29 protein-coding genes are annotated in these 24,625 nt (G+C 55.1%); 21 read left to right on the forward strand and 8 right to left on the reverse strand.

Features of this window, described 5'->3' with window-relative positions; translation table 11 throughout:
- The first annotated feature begins 47 nt into the window (after positions 1-47).
- From A3466_RS16380 to A3466_RS16405, 6 genes are all read left to right on the forward strand, one after another.
- A complete protein-coding gene (locus A3466_RS16380; protein WP_063451462.1) occupies positions 48-353 on the forward strand; it encodes a DUF1161 domain-containing protein in 306 nt (101 codons plus the stop codon).
- Positions 354-483: 130 nt separating this feature from the next.
- Positions 484-2,922 carry a selenate/tellurate reductase subunit YnfE gene (gene ynfE / locus A3466_RS16385; RefSeq protein ID WP_063451463.1) on the forward strand — a complete coding sequence of 813 codons (2,439 nt, stop codon included), beginning with the start codon at positions 484-486 and terminating at the stop codon, positions 2,920-2,922.
- Between the two features lie 10 nt (positions 2,923-2,932).
- Entirely contained in the window at positions 2,933-3,550 is a 618-nt protein-coding gene (locus tag A3466_RS16390; protein WP_017384545.1) for a DMSO/selenate family reductase complex B subunit, read from the forward strand.
- 1 nt (position 3,551) lies between these two features.
- On the forward strand, positions 3,552-4,406 hold the full coding sequence (locus A3466_RS16395) for a dimethyl sulfoxide reductase anchor subunit family protein (protein WP_063451464.1): 855 nt from the start codon (positions 3,552-3,554) through the stop codon (positions 4,404-4,406).
- Between the two features lie 44 nt (positions 4,407-4,450).
- Positions 4,451-5,065: a Tat proofreading chaperone DmsD gene (dmsD, locus tag A3466_RS16400; protein WP_063451465.1), complete on the forward strand. Its 615-nt coding sequence runs from the start codon at positions 4,451-4,453 to the stop codon at positions 5,063-5,065.
- 108 nt (positions 5,066-5,173) lie between these two features.
- Complete coding sequence (locus A3466_RS16405; protein ID WP_063451466.1) at positions 5,174-5,485, forward strand: YebG family protein; 312 nt, start codon at positions 5,174-5,176, stop codon at positions 5,483-5,485.
- A gap of 136 nt (positions 5,486-5,621) precedes the next feature.
- On the opposite strand, the gene A3466_RS16410 is transcribed toward A3466_RS16405, so the two are convergent.
- From A3466_RS16410 to A3466_RS16420, 3 genes are all read right to left on the reverse strand, one after another.
- Entirely contained in the window at positions 5,622-5,936 is a 315-nt protein-coding gene (locus tag A3466_RS16410) for a hypothetical protein (protein WP_063451467.1), read from the reverse strand.
- A 38-nt stretch (positions 5,937-5,974) separates the two neighbouring features.
- The gene (gene catA / locus A3466_RS16415) at positions 5,975-6,652 is read right to left on the reverse strand and encodes a type A chloramphenicol O-acetyltransferase (protein WP_063451468.1); all 678 of its coding nucleotides are present in this window, start codon (positions 6,650-6,652) and stop codon (positions 5,975-5,977) included.
- 86 nt (positions 6,653-6,738) lie between these two features.
- Positions 6,739-7,623 carry a LysR family transcriptional regulator gene (locus A3466_RS16420; RefSeq protein WP_063451469.1) on the reverse strand — a complete coding sequence of 295 codons (885 nt, stop codon included), beginning with the start codon at positions 7,621-7,623 and terminating at the stop codon, positions 6,739-6,741.
- Between the two features lie 114 nt (positions 7,624-7,737).
- Between A3466_RS16420 and A3466_RS16425 the strand changes: the two genes are divergently transcribed.
- The 7 genes from A3466_RS16425 (at position 7,738) to clcB (ending at position 14,934) form a co-directional block, all read left to right on the forward strand.
- Entirely contained in the window at positions 7,738-8,865 is a 1,128-nt protein-coding gene (locus A3466_RS16425; RefSeq protein WP_074161060.1) for an alpha/beta hydrolase, read from the forward strand.
- Between the two features lie 215 nt (positions 8,866-9,080).
- The gene (locus A3466_RS16430; RefSeq protein WP_063451470.1) at positions 9,081-9,824 is read left to right on the forward strand and encodes a YoaK family protein; all 744 of its coding nucleotides are present in this window, start codon (positions 9,081-9,083) and stop codon (positions 9,822-9,824) included.
- Positions 9,825-10,086: 262 nt separating this feature from the next.
- On the forward strand, positions 10,087-10,797 hold the full coding sequence (osmY, locus tag A3466_RS16435) for an osmoprotectant ABC transporter permease OsmY (RefSeq protein WP_063451471.1): 711 nt from the start codon (positions 10,087-10,089) through the stop codon (positions 10,795-10,797).
- 18 nt (positions 10,798-10,815) lie between these two features.
- Positions 10,816-11,715 carry an osmoprotectant ABC transporter substrate-binding protein OsmX gene (gene osmX, locus A3466_RS16440; RefSeq protein WP_063451472.1) on the forward strand — a complete coding sequence of 300 codons (900 nt, stop codon included), beginning with the start codon at positions 10,816-10,818 and terminating at the stop codon, positions 11,713-11,715.
- Between the two features lie 8 nt (positions 11,716-11,723).
- A complete protein-coding gene (gene osmW / locus A3466_RS16445) occupies positions 11,724-12,371 on the forward strand; it encodes an osmoprotectant ABC transporter permease OsmW (protein WP_063451473.1) in 648 nt (215 codons plus the stop codon).
- Positions 12,371-13,519 (forward strand): osmoprotectant ABC transporter ATP-binding protein OsmV, encoded by a 1,149-nt coding sequence (gene osmV / locus A3466_RS16450; RefSeq protein ID WP_063451474.1) that lies wholly within the window; start codon positions 12,371-12,373, stop codon positions 13,517-13,519. The genes osmW and osmV overlap by 1 nt, the downstream gene beginning before the upstream one ends.
- A gap of 104 nt (positions 13,520-13,623) precedes the next feature.
- Complete coding sequence (gene clcB, locus A3466_RS16455) at positions 13,624-14,934, forward strand: voltage-gated ClC-type chloride channel ClcB (protein ID WP_063451475.1); 1,311 nt, start codon at positions 13,624-13,626, stop codon at positions 14,932-14,934.
- On the opposite strand, the gene bioD is transcribed toward clcB, so the two are convergent.
- From bioD to A3466_RS16470, 3 genes are all read right to left on the reverse strand, one after another.
- Entirely contained in the window at positions 14,869-15,564 is a 696-nt protein-coding gene (gene bioD, locus A3466_RS16460; protein ID WP_063451476.1) for a dethiobiotin synthase, read from the reverse strand. The genes clcB and bioD overlap by 66 nt on opposite strands.
- 131 nt (positions 15,565-15,695) lie before the next feature.
- Positions 15,696-16,916, reverse strand: coding sequence for a sugar metabolism global transcriptional regulator Mlc (mlc, locus tag A3466_RS16465; protein WP_063451477.1), 1,221 nt, complete (start codon positions 16,914-16,916; stop codon positions 15,696-15,698).
- A gap of 121 nt (positions 16,917-17,037) precedes the next feature.
- Positions 17,038-17,943, reverse strand: a complete 906-nt coding sequence (locus tag A3466_RS16470; protein ID WP_063451478.1) for a LysR family transcriptional regulator — start codon at positions 17,941-17,943, stop codon at positions 17,038-17,040.
- A 121-nt stretch (positions 17,944-18,064) separates the two neighbouring features.
- Between A3466_RS16470 and A3466_RS16475 the strand changes: the two genes are divergently transcribed.
- The 8 genes from A3466_RS16475 to A3466_RS16505 all read left to right on the forward strand — a co-directional run bounded on the left by A3466_RS16475 (position 18,065) and on the right by A3466_RS16505 (position 23,905).
- Positions 18,065-19,318: an MFS transporter gene (locus A3466_RS16475; RefSeq protein ID WP_063451479.1), complete on the forward strand. Its 1,254-nt coding sequence runs from the start codon at positions 18,065-18,067 to the stop codon at positions 19,316-19,318.
- A 170-nt stretch (positions 19,319-19,488) separates the two neighbouring features.
- Positions 19,489-19,971, forward strand: a complete 483-nt coding sequence (locus A3466_RS16480) for an Hcp family type VI secretion system effector (RefSeq protein ID WP_063451480.1) — start codon at positions 19,489-19,491, stop codon at positions 19,969-19,971.
- 11 nt (positions 19,972-19,982) lie between these two features.
- On the forward strand, positions 19,983-20,432 hold the full coding sequence (locus tag A3466_RS16485; protein ID WP_063451481.1) for an STM2901 family protein: 450 nt from the start codon (positions 19,983-19,985) through the stop codon (positions 20,430-20,432).
- Positions 20,417-20,761 (forward strand): DUF1493 family protein, encoded by a 345-nt coding sequence (locus A3466_RS16490; RefSeq protein ID WP_063451482.1) that lies wholly within the window; start codon positions 20,417-20,419, stop codon positions 20,759-20,761. Before A3466_RS16485 ends, A3466_RS16490 begins: the two co-directional genes overlap by 16 nt.
- 101 nt (positions 20,762-20,862) lie before the next feature.
- Positions 20,863-22,350 (forward strand): carboxypeptidase M32, encoded by a 1,488-nt coding sequence (locus A3466_RS16495; protein ID WP_063451483.1) that lies wholly within the window; start codon positions 20,863-20,865, stop codon positions 22,348-22,350.
- A gap of 149 nt (positions 22,351-22,499) precedes the next feature.
- Positions 22,500-22,805 (forward strand): acid resistance repetitive basic protein Asr, encoded by a 306-nt coding sequence (gene asr, locus A3466_RS16500; protein WP_063451542.1) that lies wholly within the window; start codon positions 22,500-22,502, stop codon positions 22,803-22,805.
- 92 nt (positions 22,806-22,897) lie between these two features.
- A complete protein-coding gene (locus A3466_RS23910) occupies positions 22,898-22,981 on the forward strand; it encodes a hypothetical protein (RefSeq protein ID WP_057979992.1) in 84 nt (27 codons plus the stop codon).
- Positions 22,982-23,083: 102 nt separating this feature from the next.
- On the forward strand, positions 23,084-23,905 hold the full coding sequence (locus A3466_RS16505) for a trypsin-like serine peptidase (protein WP_063451484.1): 822 nt from the start codon (positions 23,084-23,086) through the stop codon (positions 23,903-23,905).
- A 5-nt stretch (positions 23,906-23,910) separates the two neighbouring features.
- Here the strand turns inward: A3466_RS16505 and mdtI are convergent, their stop codons facing one another.
- Positions 23,911-24,240 (reverse strand): multidrug/spermidine efflux SMR transporter subunit MdtI, encoded by a 330-nt coding sequence (mdtI, locus tag A3466_RS16510; protein ID WP_063451485.1) that lies wholly within the window; start codon positions 24,238-24,240, stop codon positions 23,911-23,913.
- On the reverse strand, positions 24,227-24,589 hold the full coding sequence (mdtJ, locus tag A3466_RS16515; protein ID WP_063451486.1) for a multidrug/spermidine efflux SMR transporter subunit MdtJ: 363 nt from the start codon (positions 24,587-24,589) through the stop codon (positions 24,227-24,229). Before mdtJ ends, mdtI begins: the two co-directional genes overlap by 14 nt.
- Between the last annotated feature and the right edge of the window lie 36 nt (positions 24,590-24,625).

Genomic DNA, 24,625 nt, shown 5'->3' on the forward strand with positions numbered 1-24,625 from the left:
CCTAACCCTGCTATGCTTATTACCTACACAGTGAAAAGGAGCTACAGATGAAACGGTTACCCTGGATTACCGCCCTGCTGTTAATGAGTGCTTCACCTGCGATTCTTGCGGCCCCGGACTCCTGCGAGCGAGTGAAAAGCGACATTCAGCAGAAGATTATCAACAACGGCGTGCCGGAGTCTGGCTTTACCCTGAACATCGTTCCGAACGATCAGGCCGATCAGCCGGATGCACAGGTCGTTGGGCATTGTGCCAACGATACCTTCAAAATTCTGTACACCCGCACCAGCAGCGGCAATTACCCGGTAAGCGGGGCGGGAACGCAGGAGAATGTGCCTGCTGAGCCGCAATGATTTTGCCACTCAATTCCCCTGATTTGACGAGGATTAATATTTAATACCTCCAAATAAGTAACACTCCCCCCATCATTAGCCCAGTTGTAGTCACGGGTGAAAATAATTATTAACAATGATGGGGTGAGTCATGTCCGAAGTTGAACATCACGGCGGGATAAGCCGTCGAGCTCTGGTTAAATCCACTGCCATAGGATCGCTGGCGCTTGCCGCCGGTGGGATCGCATTACCTTTCGGTTTGAAAAGCGCCGCCGCCGCAGTGCAAACCGCCGTGCAGCCCGCGAATGACAAAGTCGTTTGGGGCGCCTGCTCGGTGAACTGCGGAAGTCGATGCGCGCTGCGTCTGCACGTTCGCGATGACGAAGTTTATTGGGTTGAAACGGATAACACCGGCGAGGATATTTACGGCAATCATCAGGTTCGCGCCTGCCTGCGCGGTCGTTCTATCCGCCGTCGTATTAACCACCCTGACCGTCTGAACTATCCGATGAAACGCGTGGGCAAACGCGGAGAAGGTAAGTTTGAGCGTATCACCTGGGAAGAAGCGCTGGACACCATCGCCGCCAGCCTGAAAGGCGTGGTCGAAAAATACGGCAACGAAGCGGTCTACATTAATTACTCCTCCGGGATCGTAGGCGGCAATATCACCCGCTCCTCCCCTTACGCCTCCCTGGTCGCGCGCCTGATGAATTGCTACGGCGGCTTCCTTAGCCACTACGGCACCTACAGCACCGCGCAGATCGCCTGCGCCATGCCCTACACATACGGCAGCAACGACGGCAACAGCACCTCGGATATTGAAAACACCAAACTGGTGGTGATGTTCGGCAATAATCCGGCGGAAACGCGCATGAGCGGCGGCGGGATAACCTACTACCTCGAACAGGCACGCGAACGCTCTAACGCGCGGATGATCGTTATCGATCCGCGCTACACCGACACCGCCGCAGGGCGTGAAGACGAGTGGATCCCCATTCGTCCGGGCACCGATGCCGCGCTGGTAGCGGGTATCGCGTGGGTGCTGATTAATGAAAACCTCGTCGATCAGCCTTTCCTCGATAAATACTGCGTGGGTTATGACGAAAAAACCCTGCCGGAAGGCGCACCTGCTAATGGTCATTACAAAGCCTATATTCTCGGCCAGGGTGATGACAAAACCGCGAAAACGCCGGAGTGGGCGTCGCGCATTACGGGCATCCCCGCCGATCGCATTATTAAGCTGGCCCGTGAAATCGGTTCGGCGAAACCGGCCTACATTTGCCAGGGTTGGGGCCCGCAGCGTCAGGCCAACGGGGAGCAAACCTCCCGCGCCATCGCCATGCTGCCGATCCTGACCGGCAACGTCGGCATTCACGGCGGCAACAGCGGCGCGCGCGAATCGACCTACACCATCACCATCGAACGCATGCCGCTGCCGGAGAATCCGGTGAAAACGCAAATCTCCTGCTTTAGCTGGACGGATGCCATTGTCCGTGGCCCGGAGATGACCGCCCTGCGCGACGGTGTGCGCGGCAAGGATAAACTTGATGTGCCGATCAAGTTTATCTGGAACTACGCGGGTAACACCCTCATCAACCAGCACTCCGATATCAACAAAACCCACGACATTTTGCAGGATGAGAGTAAGTGCGAAACGATCGTCGTCATCGACAACTTCATGACCTCGTCCGCGAAGTATGCCGATATTGTTCTGCCGGACCTGATGACCGTTGAGCAGGAAGATATCATCCCCAACGATTACGCCGGCAACATGGGCTACCTGATTTTCCTCCAGCCGGTTACCGCCCCGAAGTTCGAGCGCAGGCCCATCTACTGGATCATGAGCGAAGTGGCGAAACGCCTCGGACCGGATATCCATCAGAAATTCACCGAAGGCCGTACGCAGGAGCAGTGGCTGCACTATCTGTACGCCAAAATGGTCGCCAGAGATCCCCAACTGCCGTCCTACGACGCGCTGAAGAAAATGGGCATCTATAAACGCAAAGATCCGAATGGACATTTTGTGGCCTATAAAAAATTTCGTGACGATCCGGACGCCAATCCACTCAAAACCTCGTCGGGGAAAATCGAAATCTACTCCAGCAAGCTGGCGGATATTGCGGCAACCTGGGAGCTGCAAAAAGACGAAACCATTACCCCGCTGCCGGTTTATACCTCAACCTTCGAAGGCTGGGACGCGCCCGAGCGCAGTAAATTCCCGCTGCAACTGTTCGGATTCCACTTTAAAGCCCGCACCCACTCCAGCTACGGCAACGTGGATGTGCTCCAGGCCGCCTGTCGTCAGGAGGTGTGGCTTAACCCCGTGGACGCCGCGAAGCGCGGCATTAAAAACGGGGACACGGTGCGCGTGTTTAACGACCGCGGCGAAGTGCGCATTGCCGCCAAAGTCACGCCGCGCATCATGCCCGGCGTGAGCGCGATGGGCCAGGGCGCCTGGCACGACGCCAACATGAACGGCGATCGCGTCGATCGCGGGTCTTGCATCAACACCCTGACCACGCACCGCCCGTCACCGCTGGCGAAAGGCAACCCGCAGCACACGAACCTGGTGCAGATCGAGAAGGCATAAGGAATAGACAATGACAACCCAGTATGGATTTTTTATTGATTCCAGCCGTTGCACCGGGTGCAAAACCTGCGAGCTGGCCTGCAAGGATTACAAAGACCTGACTCCGGACGTCAGCTTCCGTCGTATTTATGAATACGCGGGCGGCGACTGGCAGGAGGACAACGGCGTCTGGCATCAGAATGTCTTCGCCTATTACCTGTCGATTGCCTGCAACCACTGCGAAGATCCGGCCTGTACCAAGGTCTGTCCGAGCGGGGCAATGCACAAGCGCGACGACGGCTTTGTGGTGGTGGACGAGGACGTCTGCATCGGCTGTCGCTACTGCCACATGGCCTGCCCGTACGGCGCGCCGCAGTACAATGCCGCCAAAGGTCACATGACCAAGTGCGACGGCTGCCACAGCCGCGTGGCGGACGGCAAAAAGCCCATCTGCGTCGAGTCCTGCCCGCTGCGCGCGCTGGACTTTGGCCCGATTGAGGAGCTGCGCAAAAAACATGGCCAGCTTGCCGCCGTCGCGCCGCTGCCGTCTGCGCACTTCACGAAGCCGAGTATTGTGATCAAACCTAACGCCAACAGCCGTCCGACGGGTGACACCACCGGCTACCTGGCCAACCCGAAGGAGGTGTGAGATGGGAAGTGGATGGCATGAATGGCCGCTGGTGATCTTCACCGTTTTCGGGCAGTGCGTGGCCGGCGCGCTAATCGTAATGGGCTTCGCCTGGCTGAATGAAAAAGAGGAAGCGGCTAAACGGCGCATCGTTCGCAGCATGTTTTTTCTCTGGATAGTGATGGGTATTGGGTTTCTGGCCTCGGTACTGCACCTTGGCTCCCCGCTGCGCGCCTTCAACTCGCTTAACCGCGTGGGAGCGTCAGCGCTGAGTAATGAGATCGCAGCGGGTTCGATCTTCTTTGCCGTGGGCGGTTTCTGGTGGCTGGTGTCGGTTATCGGTAAAATGCCCCCTGCTTTAGGCAAAATCTGGCTGGTGGTCAGTCAACTCCTGGGGGTCGTTTTTGTCTGGGCGATGACCCGGGTCTATCAGATTGATACCGTTCCGACCTGGTATACAGGTTACACCACGCTGGCCTTCTTCCTGACGATGGCGCTTGCTGGTCCGCTGCTGGCCGCGCTGCTGCTGCGGGGTGCAAACGTGACATATAAAGGTACCGTTGCCGCGTCCGTCAGCGTGCTGGCGCTGCTCGTCTGCGTGGCGGTCGTCGTGTTGCAAAGCAATGCGCTGGCGACGATCCAGAGTTCCATCCAGCAGGCCAGCGCCCTGCTGCCGGATTATGGTTCGCTTCAGGTCTGGCGCATCGCGCTGCTGGCGGCGGGCTTAGGCTGCTGGATCTGCCCGCTGATTCGGCGTCAGGAGCCGAACACGCTGGGCCTGCTAGCAGGTTTTGTGCTGGTGGCGCTGGGTGAACTTATTGGCCGTGGGCTATTTTATGGTCTGCATATGACCGCAGGGTTAGCGATTGCAGGTTGACACAGGCGCGCGGGACCGCCCGCGCGCAAGTAAGGAAAGTTGTAATGAATGACGTCTCACATCGCGAATCGTTCGCGTTCAGCGCCCGGGTACTGGGCGCGCTGTTTTATTTTGCACCGGACAGCGAACAGACTGCGCCGCTGGTGAGTGCCCTGACCGCCGGTGACTGGGTGCAGGACTGGCCGCTGCCGGAAGAGAGCCTGCTGCCCGTCGCTACTGCGTTTAAAGCCCCGTCTGACGAAGCGTTGAAGGACGCGTGGCAGCGTCTGTTTATTGGCCCATATGCCCTGCCCGCTCCTCCGTGGGGCTCCGTCTGGCTCGATCGCGAGTCCGTGCTGTTTGGCGATTCGACCCTCGCGTTGCGTCAGTGGATGCGTGAAAACAATATCGCCTTTGAAATGCAGCAGAATGAGCCGGAAGATCACTTCGGCACGCTGCTGATGCTGGCGGCGTGGCTTGGCGAGAACGGTCGCGACACAGAACGCGACCAGCTTCTGGCCTGGCATCTGCTGCCGTGGAGTACGCGTTTCCTGACCGTATTCGTTGAAAACGCGGCCCATCCTTTCTACGCGGCGCTGGGTAAACTGGCTCAACTGACCCTGGCAGACTGGCAGTCCACTTTGCTGATCCCGATTGCAGAAAAAACGCTGTACCGATAACAGCGCCTGGCTTGCACATCTGTTGTGCAAGCCAGGTTCGCACATTTTTGCTGCAACACCACTTCGTAACTGCTATACTGTATATAATTACAGTATCGGAGGCGCAAAATGGCTGTTGAAACAAAATTTGTTGTCGTAAGAAAGGGTGAAGAGAAAATGACATTTGCCAGTAAGAAAGAGGCTGACGCTCACGACAAACTGCTCGATATGGCAGAAGCGTTCACCGACTGGCTGTTGCAAAGCGAAATGCAGATGGATGAAACGCAGGCGGAGAACCTTGGGTTGTATCTCGCCGAGCAGAAAGAAGCTGTTCAGCATATCCTGCGTACCAGCAAGCTTCCCGAGCGCGATGCTGCAACGGATAAGACAGCGTCGGATGCGGATGGCAGTAAAAAAATTCGTGCCGTTAAAGCAGCCTGATCGTCAGAACCCTCATCACTTGTCCTGCCACCGTGAGCTGGAAACGGCTCACGGCTTTAACATTATCGGCTTACAGAACGTCGCGCTGGATATTTTGCCTTTAATTGTTCCAGCGTCACCATGAAACATGGTTCTGTTATCTGGATTTGTCCGCCTCAACATTTACGCTAACGTTCAGCCTTTTTGCTTCCATGGTTAACATTTTTTGGGCCAAAGCCATATCACCCCCGTGAACTTTATCTATAAGATTTTGTACAAGGGTCATCATCAGGAAATGTTTATTCGCGGGACAGAAATCTGTCATAGTGATTCCGTGGTCCTTAAGGCGTTGATGCGCAACCGTCTCTGTCTCTGCAATTATTTCAGAAACTTTCTCATGCATTATGTCGATCTGCTCAAAAACAATCCCGTTAATCATTTCAATCTGTTCTGGCGTAAAATTCGGTTCCATCATTTCCCCTCGTCAGGCGTAGGTTAAAAACATGTGCATCACAAGGTGAGCGCTTCGGAATGGCGCGGTAAATTATCACACAACTCTTGCAACTCATTGATCAGCCTTGCAAGGTGGAAACCATCGCACACGGAGTGATGGACCTGAACGGCGAAAGGCAACAAGACTTTTTCATCCTGGTTATAGTATTTTCCAAAGGTGAACATGGGTGCAAAAAAGTTCTGCATGTTAGCCACGTTGATATTGAAACTGGTAAAACTCGCCCATGGAATATCCGATATGAAGAATATATTTTCTCGGGACTCTTCCTTAGGCCAGTAGGCAAGATTATCACCATAGCGAGAAACGTCTTCTGCATAAACGTTCTGAAAGTGAGCAATATTCCCGTCGAAGTGACTCCACAACGATGAAAACGTCTCCGTCTCTTTATGGAAAAGAGTATAGCTTGGATGCACCTCCTTCCATATTACAAGTTCATTATCCTTCATAGCCATACGAAACTCAGAATGGCGGTTAACGACTGTGGCAATAATAGAAATAATCGTAGGATAAAATTTCCAGCCAACCTGTTTGATATGTTTCAGCAGCGCCGTAATATCCAGCTGAACCGTTTGGTTAATCGTGCATTGAGCAAAGCTCTGAAAGACTTCAAAATGCTCTTTCCTTGCCCAACTTGATAAATTTACAGCCGTATATTCTGGCGTTATTTTTGTCATTTCTTAGCCTTAATTAAGCAGCGCTATATAAAAGAATAGCGTAACACAAACCCAGGAGCTGTATAGACGGCAGCGCAGAGGCACCCCTAAATTTTCAGCGTATCGATTACCGCTCTCAGCGCCGGGGAGACGTTGCGGTGCGGGTAATAGAGGTAAAGCCCGTCCATCCGCAGACTGTAGCGCTGCAAGACCCTTATCAGCGTCCCGCACTCCAGATCGTCAGCCACCAGCTCTACCGGGACATAGGCCAGCCCGAGTCCCAGCCGCGCGGCTTCGGCCTCCATGTAGCTGTCCGAAAAGGCCCATTGTCCTTCCGGGCGGTGAGCAATACTCTTTCCGTCCTGAATGAGCTCCCATTGATAGTGGCGACCGTCGGCGAACTGATAGGCAATGCAGGGATGCGAAGTCAGATCATCAGGCACCTGTGGGAAACCATAGCGCCGGAAATGCGCCGGGGCAGCAACCACGGCCATCTCCATATCGGGCGTAATGCGCACGGCAATCATACCTTGCCCCACCTCCGGCCCCAGCCGGACGCCCGCATCGAACCGTTCGGCAATAATGTCGACGAACCGGCTTTCATTGATTAATTCCAGACGGATATCCGGGTAACGCTGTTTGAAAATAGCGAGTTTTGGCAGCAGACATTTTTCAATGGCGTGCTGGCTGGCATTAATACGCACCGTGCCGGACGGCGTCTGGCGGTAGTGTGCCAGTCTGGTCAGCCCGGTATCGAGCGCATCAAAGGCGGAGCTGGCAGTCTGGTAAAGCTGTTCTCCGGCGTGGGTCAGCGACAGCTTGCGCGTGGTACGCACCAGAAGCTGAACGCCCAACCGCTCTTCCAGCTCCCGAACCGATCGGCTGATCCCGGATTGTGCCAGCCCGAGCCGCTGTGCGGCTGCCGTGAAGCCCCCCTCCCGCACCACCTGGATAAACAGATACAGCTCATTGTAGTTCTCCCGCTTTGTCATTTCGCCTCGCGCATCTATAACAAAATGATATTAATTCTAGCAGAATTTGGCCTCTAATCAGCACTATTACTGCTAATTATAATGACCGCATAACAACAACATACGGTATCTCTTATGAAAACATTCACCCAAAAACTATCCGTTGCGCTGCTGCTATGCGCATCATTAAGTGGAGTGACGACAATGAGTTATGCAGAAACGCTAAATCCAAACGCCCCCGTTTCCATGGTGACTAACTGGGATAAAACCTTCGCCGAGAGCGATAAAGTCGATCACCGCAAGGTGACATTCCAGACCCGATACGGGATCACTCTGGTGGGCGATCTGTATCTTCCCAGGAACCGCGGCGACCAGAAGCTGGCGGCGATTGCCGTCAGCGGGCCGTTCGGTGCGGTTAAAGAGCAATCCAGCGGTCTGTATGCCCAGACCCTGGCTGAACAGGGGTTCGTGGCCCTGGCCTTCGACCCATCCTATACGGGTGAAAGTGGCGGCCAGCCGCGTAACGTTGCCTCCCCTGATATCAACACCGAAGACTTTAGCGCCGCAGTGGATTTCCTGGGGCTTCAGAAAGAAGTCGACCGTAATCGTATCGGCATTCTCGGCATTTGCGGCTGGGGCGGAATGGCGCTGAACGCGGCATCCATGGATACCCGCGTGAAGGCGGTCGCCACCAGCGTAATGTACGATATGAGCCGCGCGATGGGTCACGGCGTGGGCGACGGGAAAGATCGCTATTCAGCGGCTGACCGACGGGCCGTGTTGCAGTATCTGAACGCCCAGCGCTGGAAAGATGCCGAGAGCGGCACTTTTTCCCATGGCGGTCATGATATTAATGTCGATGAGAACGGTAAGGTGACGGCAGCCGAGCGTATTCTGCCGGAAGCATTGCCCGCCGATCCGCATCCGGTACTGAAAGAGTTCTACGACTACTACCGTATGCCGCGTGGCTTCCATGCCCGTTCCGTAAATTCCACCGGCGCATGGACCGCGACCATGCCGTTGTCCTTTATGAATATGCCGCTGCTGAGCTATGCCGGGGAGATCGCCATCCCGACGCTGATCGTGACCGGTGAAAACGCGCATTCTCGCTATTTTGCGGAAGATGCGTTTAAGGCCGTCGGCAGCAAACAGAAAGAGCTGGTGATTGTTCCGGGTGCAAACCATGTTGATCTCTACGATAACGTCGCAGGAAAAATCCCGTTCTCGCAGTTTGAGCAGTTCTTCAAAACCAGTCTGAAATAGGCTTTCTGCCCCCGGCAATCACGGGGGCGGTATTTTTGCCCGTCAGTCTGCTCGCGACATCAGCAGTAAGGCATTATATTAACAGGGTTATTTTATTTAATTACAAAACCGCGAATACCTCCCGTTGAATTAATAATTAAGCAATATCCTGGTCAGCCAGCGATATCGCTTTGTTAGCTTGAGGAATCAGGCAAAGCTCAAACCGGAGGTATTCTTTGCTGATTAAGTTAAAGAAAGAACGAACGCATCAGGAGGATCGCCGTCTTGCTCTCTGGCTGGCCACCTCCGCAGGACTGCTGAATGCCATTGCGCTGGGCGCGTTTGGCTTTTTTCCCTCACACATGACCGGCAATACCTCACAACTCTCCAGCGAAGTCTCCTCCACCGACCTCAACGATATTCTTTTTTTTGGCGCCATTATTCTGTCGTTTGTCACGGGTGCCATCGTTGCGCGGATGATTGTTATCTGGGGAATCATCCATAACGTCAGGCTGGTATTCAGCCAGGTTCTTTTTGTTGAAGGGCTATTACTGGCCGGGGTATCCCTGTACGAAATGTATTTTCACTCCTTCGCCACGAATCAGGAGATTATTATTTTCCTGTGCGGGCTGATGGGCATTCATAATTCTACCTCAACTCAGCTATCCGGCGGTCGGGTGAGATCCACGCACATTACCGGCACGCTGACCGATGCAGGCATTTCGCTGGCCTCCGTTATGGTCGCCATGCTGCGCCGGGATTATTCTAAAGACACGGCTGCGCAAAAGAGCCAGCTCAAAACCCATTTAACCACCCTTTTCTCGTTTATTACCGGAGGGATTGCCGGGCTGATCCTGTTCAGAGAATTTGGATTCCACGCGATGCTGGCGCTGGGCCTGATGTTGGTCTTCATCGCTACCTTTTCGATCGTTCGCGTCTCCTGGCGGGTGCGAAAGGTGCGCGCCGCCCTCGGTCGTTAGGATTTATCAATGAGTCTTAGGTGACGTTGTCACTTAAGGCTCGCTTCTTTAAGACTATTCTGTCTGCCCGCTGACAGCCCTTATGCCATAAGGCTTAACCCAGGTTGTCACTAATTTCATAGGGTTACTGTTTTCCCCCCATTACTGGAACCCTTCCGCTTCACTTGCTATAGGTGAAGTACCCCTGCCGAAACATGGCATAACAACAGGCAACCGCAACCGGTGGTTGCTATAACGCATGCGCACAGGGAGACACACCGCAATGCACCCACTACTCAAACGTTCGCTGCTTTTTGTCGGCGCCATTATCGTGGTTCTCGCTCTCCTCACCTGGGGAATTGGGCTGGAGACGATCAAGGCGCGCCAGGTTGACCTGATCTACCTCGGGCAACAGCATTTAATTCTGGTTTTCTCCTCAATGTTTTTTGCCCTGCTGGTCGGTATTCCAAGCGGCATCCTGCTAAGCCGTCCGGCAGCACGGGGTATCGCCGAATACGTGATGCAAATTTTTAACGTGGGCAATACCCTGCCGCCGCTGGCCGTTCTGGCGCTGGCGATGGTGGTGATTGGCATCGGCGATAAACCGGCCATTATCGCCCTCTTTCTGGCCTCTCTGCTGCCGATTGTGCGTAACACCTACGCCGGGCTGTGCTCTGTTCCCGCGTCATTGCTGGAAGCGGCAAACGGCATCGGCATGACCCGGTGGCAGCGCTTGCGTCAGGTCGAAATCCCTAACGCCTGGCCGGTGATGCTTTCAGGTATTCGTATTGCTACGGCAATTAACGTTGGTACCGCGCCGCTGGCATTCCTGATCGGTGCCAGCAGCTACGGTGAGCTGATTTTCCCGGGTATTTATCTGAATGACTTCCCGACACTGATCCTGGGCGCGGCGGCCACCGCCCTGTTCGCCCTGATTCTGGATACGCTGCTGGCGGCACTGGGCCGACTGCTGAGCCCGCATCTCGCACGATAATTATAACAAGGAGCTTCTATGAGACTGTTTTCCGGCCTGACGGCGCTGTGCGCTGCCGCGCTCTTCACCAGCCAGACGCTCGCCGCGCCGCTGATCCTGGCGACCAAAAGCTTTACCGAGCAGCACATTCTCTCGGCCATGACCGTGCAGTATCTGCAAAAGAAAGGGTTTCAGGTGCAGCCGCAGACCAATATTGCGACGGTGATATCCCGAAACGCGATGATCAACAAACAAATCGATATGACCTGGGAGTACACCGGTACGTCGCTGATCATCTTCAACCACATCAACAAACGCATGTCGCCGCAGGAGTCTTACGAGACGGTGAAACGTCTTGACGCGAAGCACGGTCTGGTGTGGCTCAAACCTGCCGACATGAACAATACCTATGCCTTTGCCATGCAGCGCAAGCGTGCCGAGGCTGAACATATCAACACCATGTCTGAGATGGTGGCGAAGATTGAACAGATCCGTAAAACCGATCCGGATAACAACTGGCTGCTGGGACTTGACCTGGAGTTTGCCGGGCGTAGCGACGGGATGAAACCGTTGCAGGCGGCCTACAACATGACGCTGGACCGCCCGCAGATCCGCCAGATGGATCCGGGACTGGTTTATAACGCGGTACGCGACGGGTTTGTCGATGCGGGGCTGATCTACACCACCGACGGGCGCGTGAAGGGCTTCGACCTCAAAGTGCTGAAAGACGATAAAGGCTTCTTCCCGAGTTACGCCGTGACGCCGGTTGTACGTAAAGACACGCTGGAGGCGAACCCGGGGCTGGAGGAGGCGCTGAATACCCTCTCTGCTCAGCTGAATAACGACGTTATCACCGAACTGAACAAGAAGGTGGATATCGACCATCAGTCACCGCAGCAGGTCGCCCGAGATTTCCTGCGTAGCAAACAGTTGCTGTAGGAGGCGCTATGGAGACGATTCACTATATTTTCGACAACTGGGACTATCTCTTAACCCTGACGCTGCAACACCTGTGGCTGGTCGCGCTGGCCGTGGGCCTTGCGATTATCATCGGCGTGCCGCTGGGCATTTTGATTGTTCGCCACAAATGGCTGGCAACACCCGTGCTGGGGATTGCCACCATCGTGCTCACCATCCCGTCTATCGCGCTTTTCGGCCTGATGATCCCGCTCTTTTCGCTGGTCGGTCAGGGCATTGGCGCCCTGCCCGCGATTACGGCAGTGTTCCTCTATTCGCTGCTGCCGATTGTGCGTAACACCCATACGGCGCTCGACAGCCTGCCTCCCGGCCTGCGTGAAGCGGGACGCGGCATCGGCATGACCTTCTGGCAGCGTCTGCGCTGGGTGGAGATCCCGATGGCGCTGCCGGTCATTTTTGGCGGTATCCGCACCGCCGTGGTGATGAACATTGGCGTCATGGCGATTGCCGCCGTGATTGGCGCGGGCGGTCTGGGCCTGCTGCTGCTTAACGGTATTGGCGGGAGTGATATTCGTATGTTGATTGCGGGCGCGCTGATGATTTGTCTTTTAGCGATTGTGCTCGACTGGTTGCTGCACCGTTTGCAGGTGGTACTGACTCCGAAGGGGATTCGATAATGATAAAACTGGAAAACCTCACCAAACAATTTTCACAGAAACACGGCCAGACGTTTAAGGCCGTCGACAACGTCAACCTGAACGTACCTGAAGGGGAAATGTGCGTGCTGCTCGGCCCGTCCGGCTGCGGAAAAACCACGACCCTGAAAATGATTAACCGTCTTATTACGCCCAGCAGCGGGACGATCCTGATTAATGGTGAAGACACCAGCGGGATGGACACCGTGACGTTGCGCCGCAACATTGGCTACGTGATCCAGCAGATTGGACTGTTCCCGAACATGACCATCGAAGAGAACATTACCGTTGTGCCGCGTATGCTGGGCTGGGACAAAGCGCGCTGTAAATCCCGTGCCGAGGAACTGATGGATATGGTGGCAATGGATCCGCATAAATTCCTTCACCGCTATCCGCGTGAAATGTCCGGCGGCCAGCAGCAGCGCATCGGCGTCATCCGCGCGCTGGCAGCGGATCCGCCGGTCCTGCTGATGGATGAACCGTTCGGTGCGGTCGACCCGATCAACCGTGAGGTGATCCAGAACCAGTTCCTCGAGATGCAGCGCAAGCTGAAAAAGACCGTTATGCTGGTGAGCCACGATATTGACGAAGCGTTGAAGCTGGGCGACCGTATCGCCGTTTTCCGTCAGGGACGTATCGTGCAGTGCGCCAGCCCGGACGAACTGTTGGCGAAGCCAGCGAATGAGTTTGTCGGCTCGTTTGTGGGCCAGGACCGGACGCTGAAACGCCTGCTGCTGGTATCGGCGGGTGACGTCACCGATCAACAGCCGACCATTACGGTACGCGAATCAACGCCGCTGTCAGAGGCCTTCGCCACCATGGATGACAACGATATTCGCGCCATTACCGTGGTTGATGAGCACGGAAAACCGTTGGGCTTTGTGAAGCGCCGCGAAGCGCGTCACGCCAGCGGCGCCTGCGCCGACATTCTGCACCCGTTCCGCATGACCGGGAAAGCCGAAGACAACCTGCGCGTGGTGCTTTCTCGCCTGTATGAAAGCAACACCAGCTGGATGCCGATTGTGGACGAAGATGGGCGCTATAACGGCGAGATATCCCAGGATTATATTGCGGAATATTTGAGTTCAGGGCGTACGCGCCGGGCGTTGAATATTCATAGCGACACGTAATTATGTAAGCCGGGCAATGCCCGGCTTTTTTTCGCACGCATACATTTTGCTAACCTCACGTTTTCCCATCACAATATTGTTTTGTCCTCACGTAATTGCGACCCATGCAACGTCTTCACGCTTACCCCGACATCCGCGCGATGTTTCGTCGACTCCTGATCGCTACCGTCACCGGCGTGCTGGCGGCGCTGGCCGTTGCGGCGTTTCGCCACAGCATGTATCTGCTGGAGTGGCTGTTTCTGAGCAACGAAAGCGGAAGCCTGGTGAACGCCGCTGCCGCGTTATCGCCCTGGCGTCGCGCGCTCACGCCTGCGCTGGGTGGTCTGGCCGCGGGGATGCTGCTGTGGGGATGGCAGCGCATGACGGCACAACGTCCCCACGCCCCGACTGATTATATGGAGGCGCTGGAAACAGGTGATGGCCAGTTTGATTACGCCGCCAGTCTGGTGAAATCGTTCGCCTCGCTGCTGGTGGTCGCCAGCGGGAGCGCCATTGGCCGGGAAGGTGCCATGATCCTGCTCGCCGCCCTCGCCGCCTCCTTTTTTGCACAACGCTGTACGCCGAAATCCGAATGGAAACTGTGGATCGCCTGCGGTGCCGCCGCCGGGATGGCCAGCGCCTATCATGCGCCGCTGGCGGGCAGCCTGTTTATCGCAGAGATCCTGTTTGGCACGCTGATGCTGGCCTCCCTCGGCCCGGTAGTGATTGCCGCCGTGGTGGCCCTGCTCACCACGCGTCTGTTAAGCCCCGGCGCAAATACGCTTTATGCGGTGCACCTGAGTGAGACATTAATGGCGGGAGATTATGCGTTGATAGTTGGCGTAGGTCTGCTGGCGGGCGTTTGCGGTCCGCTGCTGATGTGGCTGATGGGATTTAGCCACGCGCTGTTTCTGCGTCTTAAGCTCTCGCCGCCGTGGCAGCTGGCGCTGGGCGGGCTGATCGTCGGGCTGCTGTCACTGCTGACGCCAAAGGTATGGGGGAATGGCTACAGCGTGGTTCAGGCATTTTTGCAGTCGCCGCCGCTGCTGTCGGTGATTGCCGGCGTCTTTATCTGCAAGCTGCTGGCGGTGCTGGCAAGCAGCGGGTCCGGCGCGCCGGGAGGGGTGTTTACGCCAACCCTGTTCGTCGGTATGGCAACGGGAATGCTGTTTGCGCAGATAGTTGCGCTGTGGTTCCCTGGGTCTGAGACGGCGATCCTGCTCGGGCTGGCGGGTATGGCGACGCTGCTCGCCGCCACCACGCATGCGCCAATTATGTCGGCATTGATGGTATGCGAAATGACCGGGCAGTATTTTTTACTCCCCGGTTTGCTGGTTGCCTGTGTTGTGGCGTCGGTACTGTCGAGAATGTTACGCCACGACTCGATCTACGGACAGCATACCGCCGAAAGCCGAGAGATCGATATAGTGCGCTAGTTCGCGCTGCTCCGCGCGAGGCAGATAAGGCAGTTCGCCCACCAGCGGGCCAGGCAGTTTTTTGCTCAGCACGTCGATGATTTCAGCGTAGTGTGCAAGGCCCGGATTGATCCGGTTCGCCACCCAGCCAATCAGCGGCAGGCCGTCATTGGCGATAGCTTGCGCCGTTAGCAGGGCATGGTTGATGCACCCTTCCTGAATGCCCACAACCATAATCACCGGCAATTGCTCCTGCACCACCCACTCGGAAAGGGGACGTAAATCGTTCATCAGGCTGCGCCAGCCGCCGGTCCCTTCAACGACAACGTGGTCAACCTTTTCGCTCAGATTCGCCAGACCATCTGAAAGCAGGCTGTAGTTGATCGGCCCGCTATGAGCGACGCTGCTTTCCTCTTCGCTCAACGCGATAGGATTGACGGCGTCATAAGGCAGTTCCAGAGACGAGACGCTTTGCAGAACCAGGGCGTCCTTATTGCGCAGCCCTTCTGGCGTCTCTTTACTGCCTTTTGCAACCGGCTTGTATCCTGCAACGCGTTTACCGCTCGCCGCCAGGGCCTGAAGTAACGCGCGGGATACGACGGTCTTCCCGACAGAAGTATCCGTACCAGTAATAAAGAAACGCTTAAGCATGACTCATTCCACCTCTTGGGTATGCTTCAAAAAATATAAACCAGGTAAATAATTCAGTGGAGAAAGTCTACGGGAAGCGTGCGCTACCCGGCTTGAGATAGCGCAATTTTTCGTACATCTCTGGAAAAGAGTTAGCCCTGAAGCAAACGAATCAGTAATGAGCCGTTGTACATGGCATCTTTAACCAGTGCGGCACCGGCCATCGTGCCCTGGTTGGAAAATTGCGTACTTTCGACCACGATATTTTTGCTGTATGCGGGGAGCGACTGCTGGTTGATACAGGCGGAAATCGCCGGGAAGAGAATATCCGCCGCCTGGCTGAGGGGGGAGCCAATGAGTATTTTTTGCGGATTGAACAGGTTCACCATAATCGCCAGGATGCGCCCGACATTATTGCCTACGCCGGTAATGATGTCCTTCGCCAGCAGATCGCCCTGCCTTGCCGCAGTGCACAGTGCATCGACGCTCAGCGGCTGTCCATGCAGCGTGGAGCTCATCGACTGGCTGAGCCGCACCTGCGCCAGCTCCAGCACGCTTTCCACGCTGGCAATCGTCTCCAGACAGCCATGGTTACCACAATAGCAGCGTTTTCCGTACGGATCGACCTGCGTATGGCCGATCTCCACCAGGCTACTGCTGCCGGCGTGTAAAAGACGCCCGTCGGTGATCACCCCCGCGCCAACGTTGTGATCAATCACAACCTGAATGACGTCGCGCGCGCCGCGCGAGGCGCCAAACAGCGCCTCCGCCATCGTCCAGGCGCTGATATCATGCTGAATGTAGACCGGCACACCAGTATGGCTTTCCAGCACTTCACCCAGCGGCATCTCTTTCACGTTCTCGTAAAAGGGCATGCGGTGCACAATGCCATTTTCGGTATCAATAATTCCCGGCAGGGTAATCGCAATTGCCGTTAAGCGTTCAAGACGCTGCTGGTGGCGAATAAAGAATTGGTCGATATGAGACAGAATGGCATTAAGAAGAGGTTGCTCTGCATCAAGCGGAAGGTCCAGCCGATCTTCCACCACCATCTTGCTGCTGAGGTCGCGCAGTGCGAGGAAGATTTCCCCTCGGCTGATGCGCATCGACAGGTAGTGCCAGGCTTCCGTTTCCACCACCAGCCCTACCGCCGGACGACCACGGCTGCCCGGCTCCTGAATTTCCGTCTCCTGAACCAGATGGGCTTCCAGCATTTCGCGGACAATCTTGGTAATACTGGCGGGTGCCAGTTGTGCCAGGCGCGAAAGATCGATACGCGAAACCGGACCAAGCTGATCAATCAGGCGATAAACGGCGCCCGCGTTGGTCTGCTTGATCTGATCGATATGCCCTGGCTGACTATCAGCAACCACCTCGTACTCCCTTATTTTCGAGCTTCGAAATAAACTGAGGGCTATGGTGAAGCACTTCAATGGCTGACGTCAAATTTTTACTTAGCCATGTGATTTACTGCACATTTTTGCCCACTTTTCCTTATAAATATTGCCCGTGAGACGCGGTAAGTAATTGTGCTTTGAAACGCTGTGCCGCATGGCTCTGTTCATGATGTTTAGACCACACCAGCCACATCTCCGAGACCGCATCCTGCTCGACAATCTTCACCCAGCGCATCTCCGGCAGCTGCACCCGTTTAAACGAGGCCGGGAGAATCGACACGCCAAGCCCTGCGGCAACGAGCCCAATGATCGTCATGGCTTCCCCCACCTCCTGCGCGATAGTCGGGACAAGGCCATATCGCCGCATCAAACCCAGAATGTCGTCGTACAGCCCGGTTCCCACCTGGGGGTCAAAAAAGACAAACGGCTCTTTCGCCAGTTCAGCCAACGTGACGCCAGGCCGGGCGGCGAGAGGATGGTCGCTGGGGATCATCGCCATCAGCGGCTCTCGCAGGATCACCTGCCACGCCAGGGTATCAGGCAACTGCGTGTTACGCATCAGCCCCAGGTCGAGCGATCCTTCGTTCAGCGGCGCGATTTGCTCCCGGGTATTTATTTCACGCGTCTGAATATGCACATCCGGAAAGTGACGGCGAAACGATGAGAGCGTTTGTGAAACAGCACTGATAAAAGGGGCCGAGGAGGTAAACCCGATGCGCAGCTCCCCCGTCTCACCGAGATAAAGCCGTTCGGCTCTGGCGGCGGCGTCTTCCACCATGCTCAGGATCTGTCGGCTATCGGTGAGAAACTGTTTTCCCGCTGCCGTCAGGCTCACGCTACGGTTGGTTCGCGCCAGCAGACGCGCCCCCACCTGCTGTTCCAGGATCTGGATCTGCTGGCTTAGCGGTGGCTGAGAGATATTCAGCCTTGCCGCCGCGCGGCCAAAATGCAGCTCTTCGGCGACGGCGACAAAATAGCGGAGGTGACGCAGCTCAATATTCATATTTTTAAAGTATCATTTGAGATTATTAATATATTAGACAGAATATTTACATTTTCCTACTCTGATCTTGTGGTCTTACCCGTCACCAGAAACCACGGGGATGTTTAAGCAAGGATTATGTGTGAGCCGTACAACGACTATTGATATCGCGCCGGCCAGCGACATTGATGATTTACCCGCAGCACCGCAGCCGGTTCAGTTTATTAAGCGTGGTACCCCCCAGTTCATGCGCGTCACGCTGGCGCTCTTCTCAGCGGGTCTCGCTACCTTTGCCCTGCTCTACTGCGTTCAGCCGATTTTGCCGGTTCTGTCGCATGAATTTGGCGTGTCGCCAGCCAGCAGCAGTATTTCCCTTTCCATTTCTACCGGGATGCTGGCGATTGGTCTGCTGTTTACCGGTCCACTTTCGGATGCTATCGGACGTAAGCAGGTCATGGTAACGGCGTTAATGCTGGCCTCCGTGTGTACCTTGCTTTCTACCATGATGACCAGCTGGCACGGTATTCTGGTCATGCGCGCGCTGATTGGGCTCTCTCTCAGCGGCGTGGCGGCGGTTGGGATGACCTATCTCAGCGAAGAGATCCACCCGAGTTTCGTGGCCTTCTCAATGGGGCTGTATATTAGCGGGAACTCTATCGGCGGGATGAGTGGACGCCTGCTGAGCGGTGTGTTTACGGATTTCTTTAGCTGGCGCATTGCGCTGGCCGTTATCGGCTGCTTCGCGCTCGCCTCGGCGCTGATGTTCTGGAAAATTTTGCCGGAATCGCGCCATTTCCGCCCGACCTCCCTGCGTCCGAAGACGCTGTTTATCAACTTCCATCTGCACTGGCGCGACAAAGGTTTGCCGCGACTGTTTCTGATGGGATTCCTGCTGATGGGGTCATTCGTCACGCTGTTTAACTATATTGGCTACCGGCTGATGCTCTCGCCGTGGCATCTCAGCCAGGCATTGGTGGGTTTGCTCTCTGTGGCGTATCTCACCGGGACGTGGAGTTCACCAAAAGCCGGCGCCATGACCGCTCGCTTTGGCCGCGGGCCGGTGATGCTGGTTTCTACCGCCGTGATGCTGTTCGGGCTGCTGATGACGCTGTTCTCCTCCCTGTGGCTGATTTTTGCCGGAATGCTGCTCTTCTCTGCCGGCTTCTTTGCCGCGCACTCCGTTGCCAGCAGCTGGATTGGCCCGCGCGCGCGCCGCGCCAAAGGTCAGGCATCGTCGCTGTATCTGTTTAGCTATTACCTGGGTTCCAGCCTCGCAGGGACCCTCGGCGGCGTGTTCTGGCATCATTACGGCTGGAACGGCGTGGGCGGGTTTATCGCCCTGATACTGTGCGCGGCGCTGCTGGTAGGCGGAAGTCTGCATCAACGTCTGAAATAGGTTAACGCTATCCCCGCATGAACGTAATTGTGCGGGGCTCATTTATGACGTTAGTATTGCTTAATTTAAAATTAAGCAAAATCAACGACTTAATATCGTTTCGTGTATTTATCAACCTTCCCTCTCTCTGTAAGCTCATTGACTCCATTCTATAAAAAGAGGGGTTTTACATGGCTATTCCAGGCAACATGTGGTTGTACGATGACGGTGGTGCACTGATCAAAGGCGGATTCGACGTGCAGCAGAGGGAGTACAGCATTGAATTTAAGGGTTTTCATCATAATCTTTCCACGCCGACCGATAATCTGACAGGCAAACCCACGGGTAAGCGCATCCACTCCCCAATGATGATTGTTAAGGAATTTGATTACTCATCACCCTATCTCTATAAGGCAGTCGCCACTGGTCAGGCTCTGCAAAAAGCCGAACTCAAGTTCTATAAGATTAATGATGCTGGCCTGGAAGCGGAGTATTTCAATATTCTTCTGGAGGCCGTGCGAATTGTTTCGGTATCACCTGCCATGGCCGCGCCGGGCGACAACAATAACAACCACCTCGAAACGGTTGAATTGCGCTACGAGAAAATCACATGGAAGCATAACGATGGAAATATTATTTTCTCTGACGCATGGAATGAGCGGGCGTCAGCGTAACTGGGATCGATATGGATACAATCGAAGAAGTTAACGGCACCTACTTTTATAGAGGCCATTCAAACGTCACTCCGGGCGAGTTACTTGAGATCATATTTCTGGAGGAGTTCTGTATGGAACTCGGAATAGACGCAGTATCGGGAGCTGCAATCCTTTCGGGCCAACCCTGGCTCGGCACCCGAGCCAAACCTGTAGGTGCAACACTGGGAACAAGCGTTGTTTCAAAATATGCCCGGATAATATTACGAGATGCGCGTATCCCCTTTGGGATAAAAGTCCCTACTCCCGTTGGCGTCAGGATGCAAAGAACTAACAAACTCGCAGCGGTAATTGGTCGTTATGTTCCTTGGTTAGGATGGGCTTCACTTGCGCTGACGCTGCATAGAATTTCAACGCGGACGCAAGAAAAATACAATTTGATTGCCCGACCCAAAGACCGCATACAATGGACATCTTTCTAATGACCATAATCGATGATGTATTATCTATGTTTCGGGAAGAAATCCCCGGCTATCTAGATGACCAGTGGGAAGAGGTTCCGCTGGAACTCGATTCTGATTTATTCGACTCACCAGGCGATGACCTTCACGACGCGTTAAACCGGTACGAGAAAGAATTTAACGTGGATTTATCTGCTGTTAAATGGTCTCGTTATTTTCCCTGGCAGAACACCCCATTATTGAAACGCTGGTTTAAGCTGAAGCGGGAAGAGGTGGAATCAACCCGCATTCCGTTAACCGTAAGAATGTTTGCTGAATCTGCAAAAGCAGGAAAATGGCTCTACGACTGAATTAACAGGGGCTTCACGCCCCTGTTATCAAAAGTGCACGGTTCCTCCCTGATTCGCGTTACACTCCCCTGAACACCTCCAACAGAACGAGAACTATAATTATGCAGAAAAACGTTTCTTATCAACAACTCACCCGCACCTTCCAGCGTCTCTCTCGCTTCTCTCATCTCTCCTCTATCGCCAGCTGGGACATGTTTACCATGATGCCGCCCGGCGGCAGCGCCGCGCGCGGTGAAGCTCTGGCGGAGATGAGCGTCCTGCAACATCAGATCCTGACCGATAAAAAAGTGGGTGAATGGCTGGATGCGGCGGCTGAAGAAGATCTGAACGACGTCGAGCAGGCCAACCTGCGTGAAATGACGCGCCACTACCAGCAGGCCACCTTACTGCCGGAATCGCTGGTTGAGGCAAAATCGCTGGCGGGCAGCAAGTGTGAACACGCCTGGCGCACTCAGCGTCCGGCCAACGACTGGCACGGCTTTTCAGCCAACCTGAAAGAGGTGGTGAAGCTCAGTCGTGAAGAAGCTCGCCTGCGCGCCGAGGCCAAAGGCTGCACGCCTTACGACGCGCTGCTGGATATTTTTGAACCCGACATGACCAGCGCACGCCTGGATGTGCTGTTTGGCGATATGAAGTCGTGGCTGCCGGATCTGCTGGCAAAGGTTGTGGAAAAACAGGTACAGCGATCGTTCGTTCCGCCACAGGGTCCCTTCCCGACCGCCACGCAGCGCGAGTTGGGCCTGGAAGCGATGAAAATGCTTGGCTTCGATTTTAACGGCGGTCGTCTGGACGTTAGCGCCCACCCGTTCTGCGGCGGCGTGCCGGAAGATGTGCGTATCACCACGCGTTACGATGAAGACGAGTTGCTCAGCGCACTTTTCGGCGTGATCCACGAAACCGGACATGCCCGCTACGAGCAAAACCTTCCCCAAGCGTGGGCCAGGCAGCCCGTTGCGCTGGCGCGCTCTACGGCGATCCACGAATCCCAGAGTCTGTTCTTTGAGATGCAGCTGGGCCGCAGCGAGGCATTCCTCAAGCATCTGCTTCCGGCGGTCCATGCCCGTTTCGGCAGTCAGGCGGCGTTCAGTGAAGAGAATTTCATTGCCTGGAACCAGCGCGTGAAACCGGGATACATTCGCGTGGATGCGGATGAAGTGAGCTACCCGGCGCACGTGGTGCTGCGCTATGAGATCGAGCGCGCGCTGATCAACGGCGAAATCGAAGTCGACGATATTCCCGCCCTGTGGGATGAGAAAATGCAGGCCTGGCTTGGGCTATCCACCAAGGATAATTATCGCAACGGCTGTATGCAGGATATCCACTGGACCGACGGCGGTTTTGGCTACTTCCCGTCTTACACGCTGGGGGCAATGTACGCAGCACAGCTCTTCCATGCCGCCAAAACTGCACTGCCCGGGTTGCAGGCATCCATTGCCGGAGGCGATTTCTCGGCGCTGTTTGACTGGCTGCGTCAGAACATCTGGCAGCACGGCAGCCGCTTCAGCACGTCGCAGTTAATCACTCAGGCTACGGGTGAGGATTTGAACATCCGTTACTTCCGCGAACACCTGACTTCCCGCTACCTGTAACCGAACGCGCCGGGGTGACGCCCCGGCGTTGTACATACGGTTACACGCCGATACCAATCACTCACGGAAACCCCGAATTTACAGGGATATAGTTCTTTCAACGGCCCCGCAGTGGGGTTAAATGAAAAACCAAATTCGAGGGTATGAAAATGAAAAAAGTATTAGCTCTGGTTGTTGCGGCTGCTATGGGTCTGTCTTCTGCTGCATTCGCGGCTGAAACTACCGCCACCGCAGCGCCTGCGGCGACCACTTCGGCTCCGGCCAAAACGGTTCACCATAAAAAACATCACAAAGCGGCTAAACCTGCGGCAGAACAGAAAGCGCAGGCGGCTAAAAAGCACCACAAAAAAGCGGCAAAACCCGCGGTAGAACAGAAAGCACAGGCGGCTAAAAAGCATCACAAAAAAGCGGCAAAACACGAAGCGGCTAAACCTGCTGCACAGCCAGCAGCGTAAGAGTACAAGCTTAACCGTGCCCCTCGGGGCACGTTGGTAAACCGGCGCTGAACGGGTTTGAGGTCAGCGCCGTTTTTTTATCCGAAGGGCGTATGCTGCGGCGCTATCGGTTTGAGTTCATTCTTATCCTGCTAATCTTGTGCGCGCTCATCGCCAGCCACTTTTATCTTTCCTGAATGTAGCACGCTGATTTTACTCCCACTTTCTCGCTGTCGCGTCTATAGTATTTTCATAGGGTTCACTTTTAATAATCATAATTACCCCCACCAGAGTGTGATATGCGTAAATCTGTTGTGTTGTTACTGGGAACGTTTAGCCTTTTTGCTGGCTTTTCACATGCGGATGATGGTGACGATGTCGCCATTAGCGCCAAAGAGGTAAAGACGCTGTTTTTTGGTCATGACGATCGTACGCGTGTCACCGATCCTACCGAAGCGCCCTGGGATGCCATCGGGCAACTGGAAACCGCCAGCGGCAATTTATGTACCGCAACGCTCATTACGCCACGCCTTGCGCTGACGGCAGGTCATTGCCTGTTAATGCCGCCCGAGGGCAAACCGGATAAAGCGATCGCCCTGCGCTTTGTGTCGCAAAAAGGAATATGGCGCTACGAAATCCATGGTATTGAGGGGCGGGTGGATCCGTCGCTCGGTAAACGCTTAAAACCGGATGGCGATGGCTGGATTGTGCCGCCCGGGGCGGCATCCTGGGATTTCGGTCTGATCGTTTTGCGTTATCCGCCGTCCGGGATCGCTCCCCTACCGCTTTTTGATGGCGACAAAGACGCGCTCACCGCCGCCCTGAAGGCCGCCGACCGCAAAGTAACGCAGTCAGGCTACCCTGTTGATCACCTCGATTCGCTGTATACCCATACGGACTGCGTGGTGACGGGCTGGGCGCAAAACAGCGTGCTTTCGCATCAGTGCGATACGCTACCGGGTGATAGCGGATCGCCCCTGATGTTGAAAACCGCTAACGGCTGGCAGCTGATTGGCGTTCAGAGTTCTGCGCCAGCGGCGAAAGACCGCTGGCGCGCCGACAACCGGGCGTTGGCGGTGACCGGTTTTCGCGACAGGCTGGAAGCCCTGGCGCAGCAGTAGGTTACTCAGGCCAGTTTAATCATGATCATGCCGGCGAGCAGTAATACCAGCCCTATCCAGCCTTTATTGTTTAAACGCTGCCCGAACATAATCCAGCCTGCCGCCAGGGTGGCGGCAATCCCGAAGCCGCCCCACAGCGCATAGGCCACGGATAGATCGATGCCTTTTACCGCCTGTGACAGGGCGCTAAACGCCCCCAGCACCGCGGCAATCGAAAGCAGGCCGTAGGCTTTACGACGAAAACCGTCGGAGAACTTCAGAAAGACGTTCGCAATAATTTCTAAAACGATCGCGAAACCCAGCCAGGCCGCGTGGATCCATTCAAACTGCTGCATGGGTCTGCTCCTTCTGCTGTTTTGCCGGCTTGCGCGTACCCGATTTAATCAGCACGATACCTGCCACCAGGGTCGTCAGCCCGGCAATTTTCATTGTCGTCAGGGTTTCATCAAATATCATGACGCTGAACAGCGTGATCAATAAAATACCAATACCTTCCCACAAGGCATATGCCACGCCCAGCGCGATTTTTTTAACCGCGAAGGAGAGGAAAATATAGGAAAGCGTAATCATGACCAGCATCAAAATAAATCCGGTGTTGCCGTCACTCACGCTCGCCCATTTCATCGACAGGGTGCCGGTAATTTCAGCTACGATAGCCAGCGCTAATAAAATCCAGTAAAACATGTTTTTCTCCTGCTTGAGAATATAATCCATCGAGGC

Origin of the sequence: Enterobacter genomosp. S, from assembly GCF_001631805.1 — a bacterium.
Lineage (GTDB): Bacteria > Pseudomonadota > Gammaproteobacteria > Enterobacterales > Enterobacteriaceae > Enterobacter > Enterobacter quasihormaechei.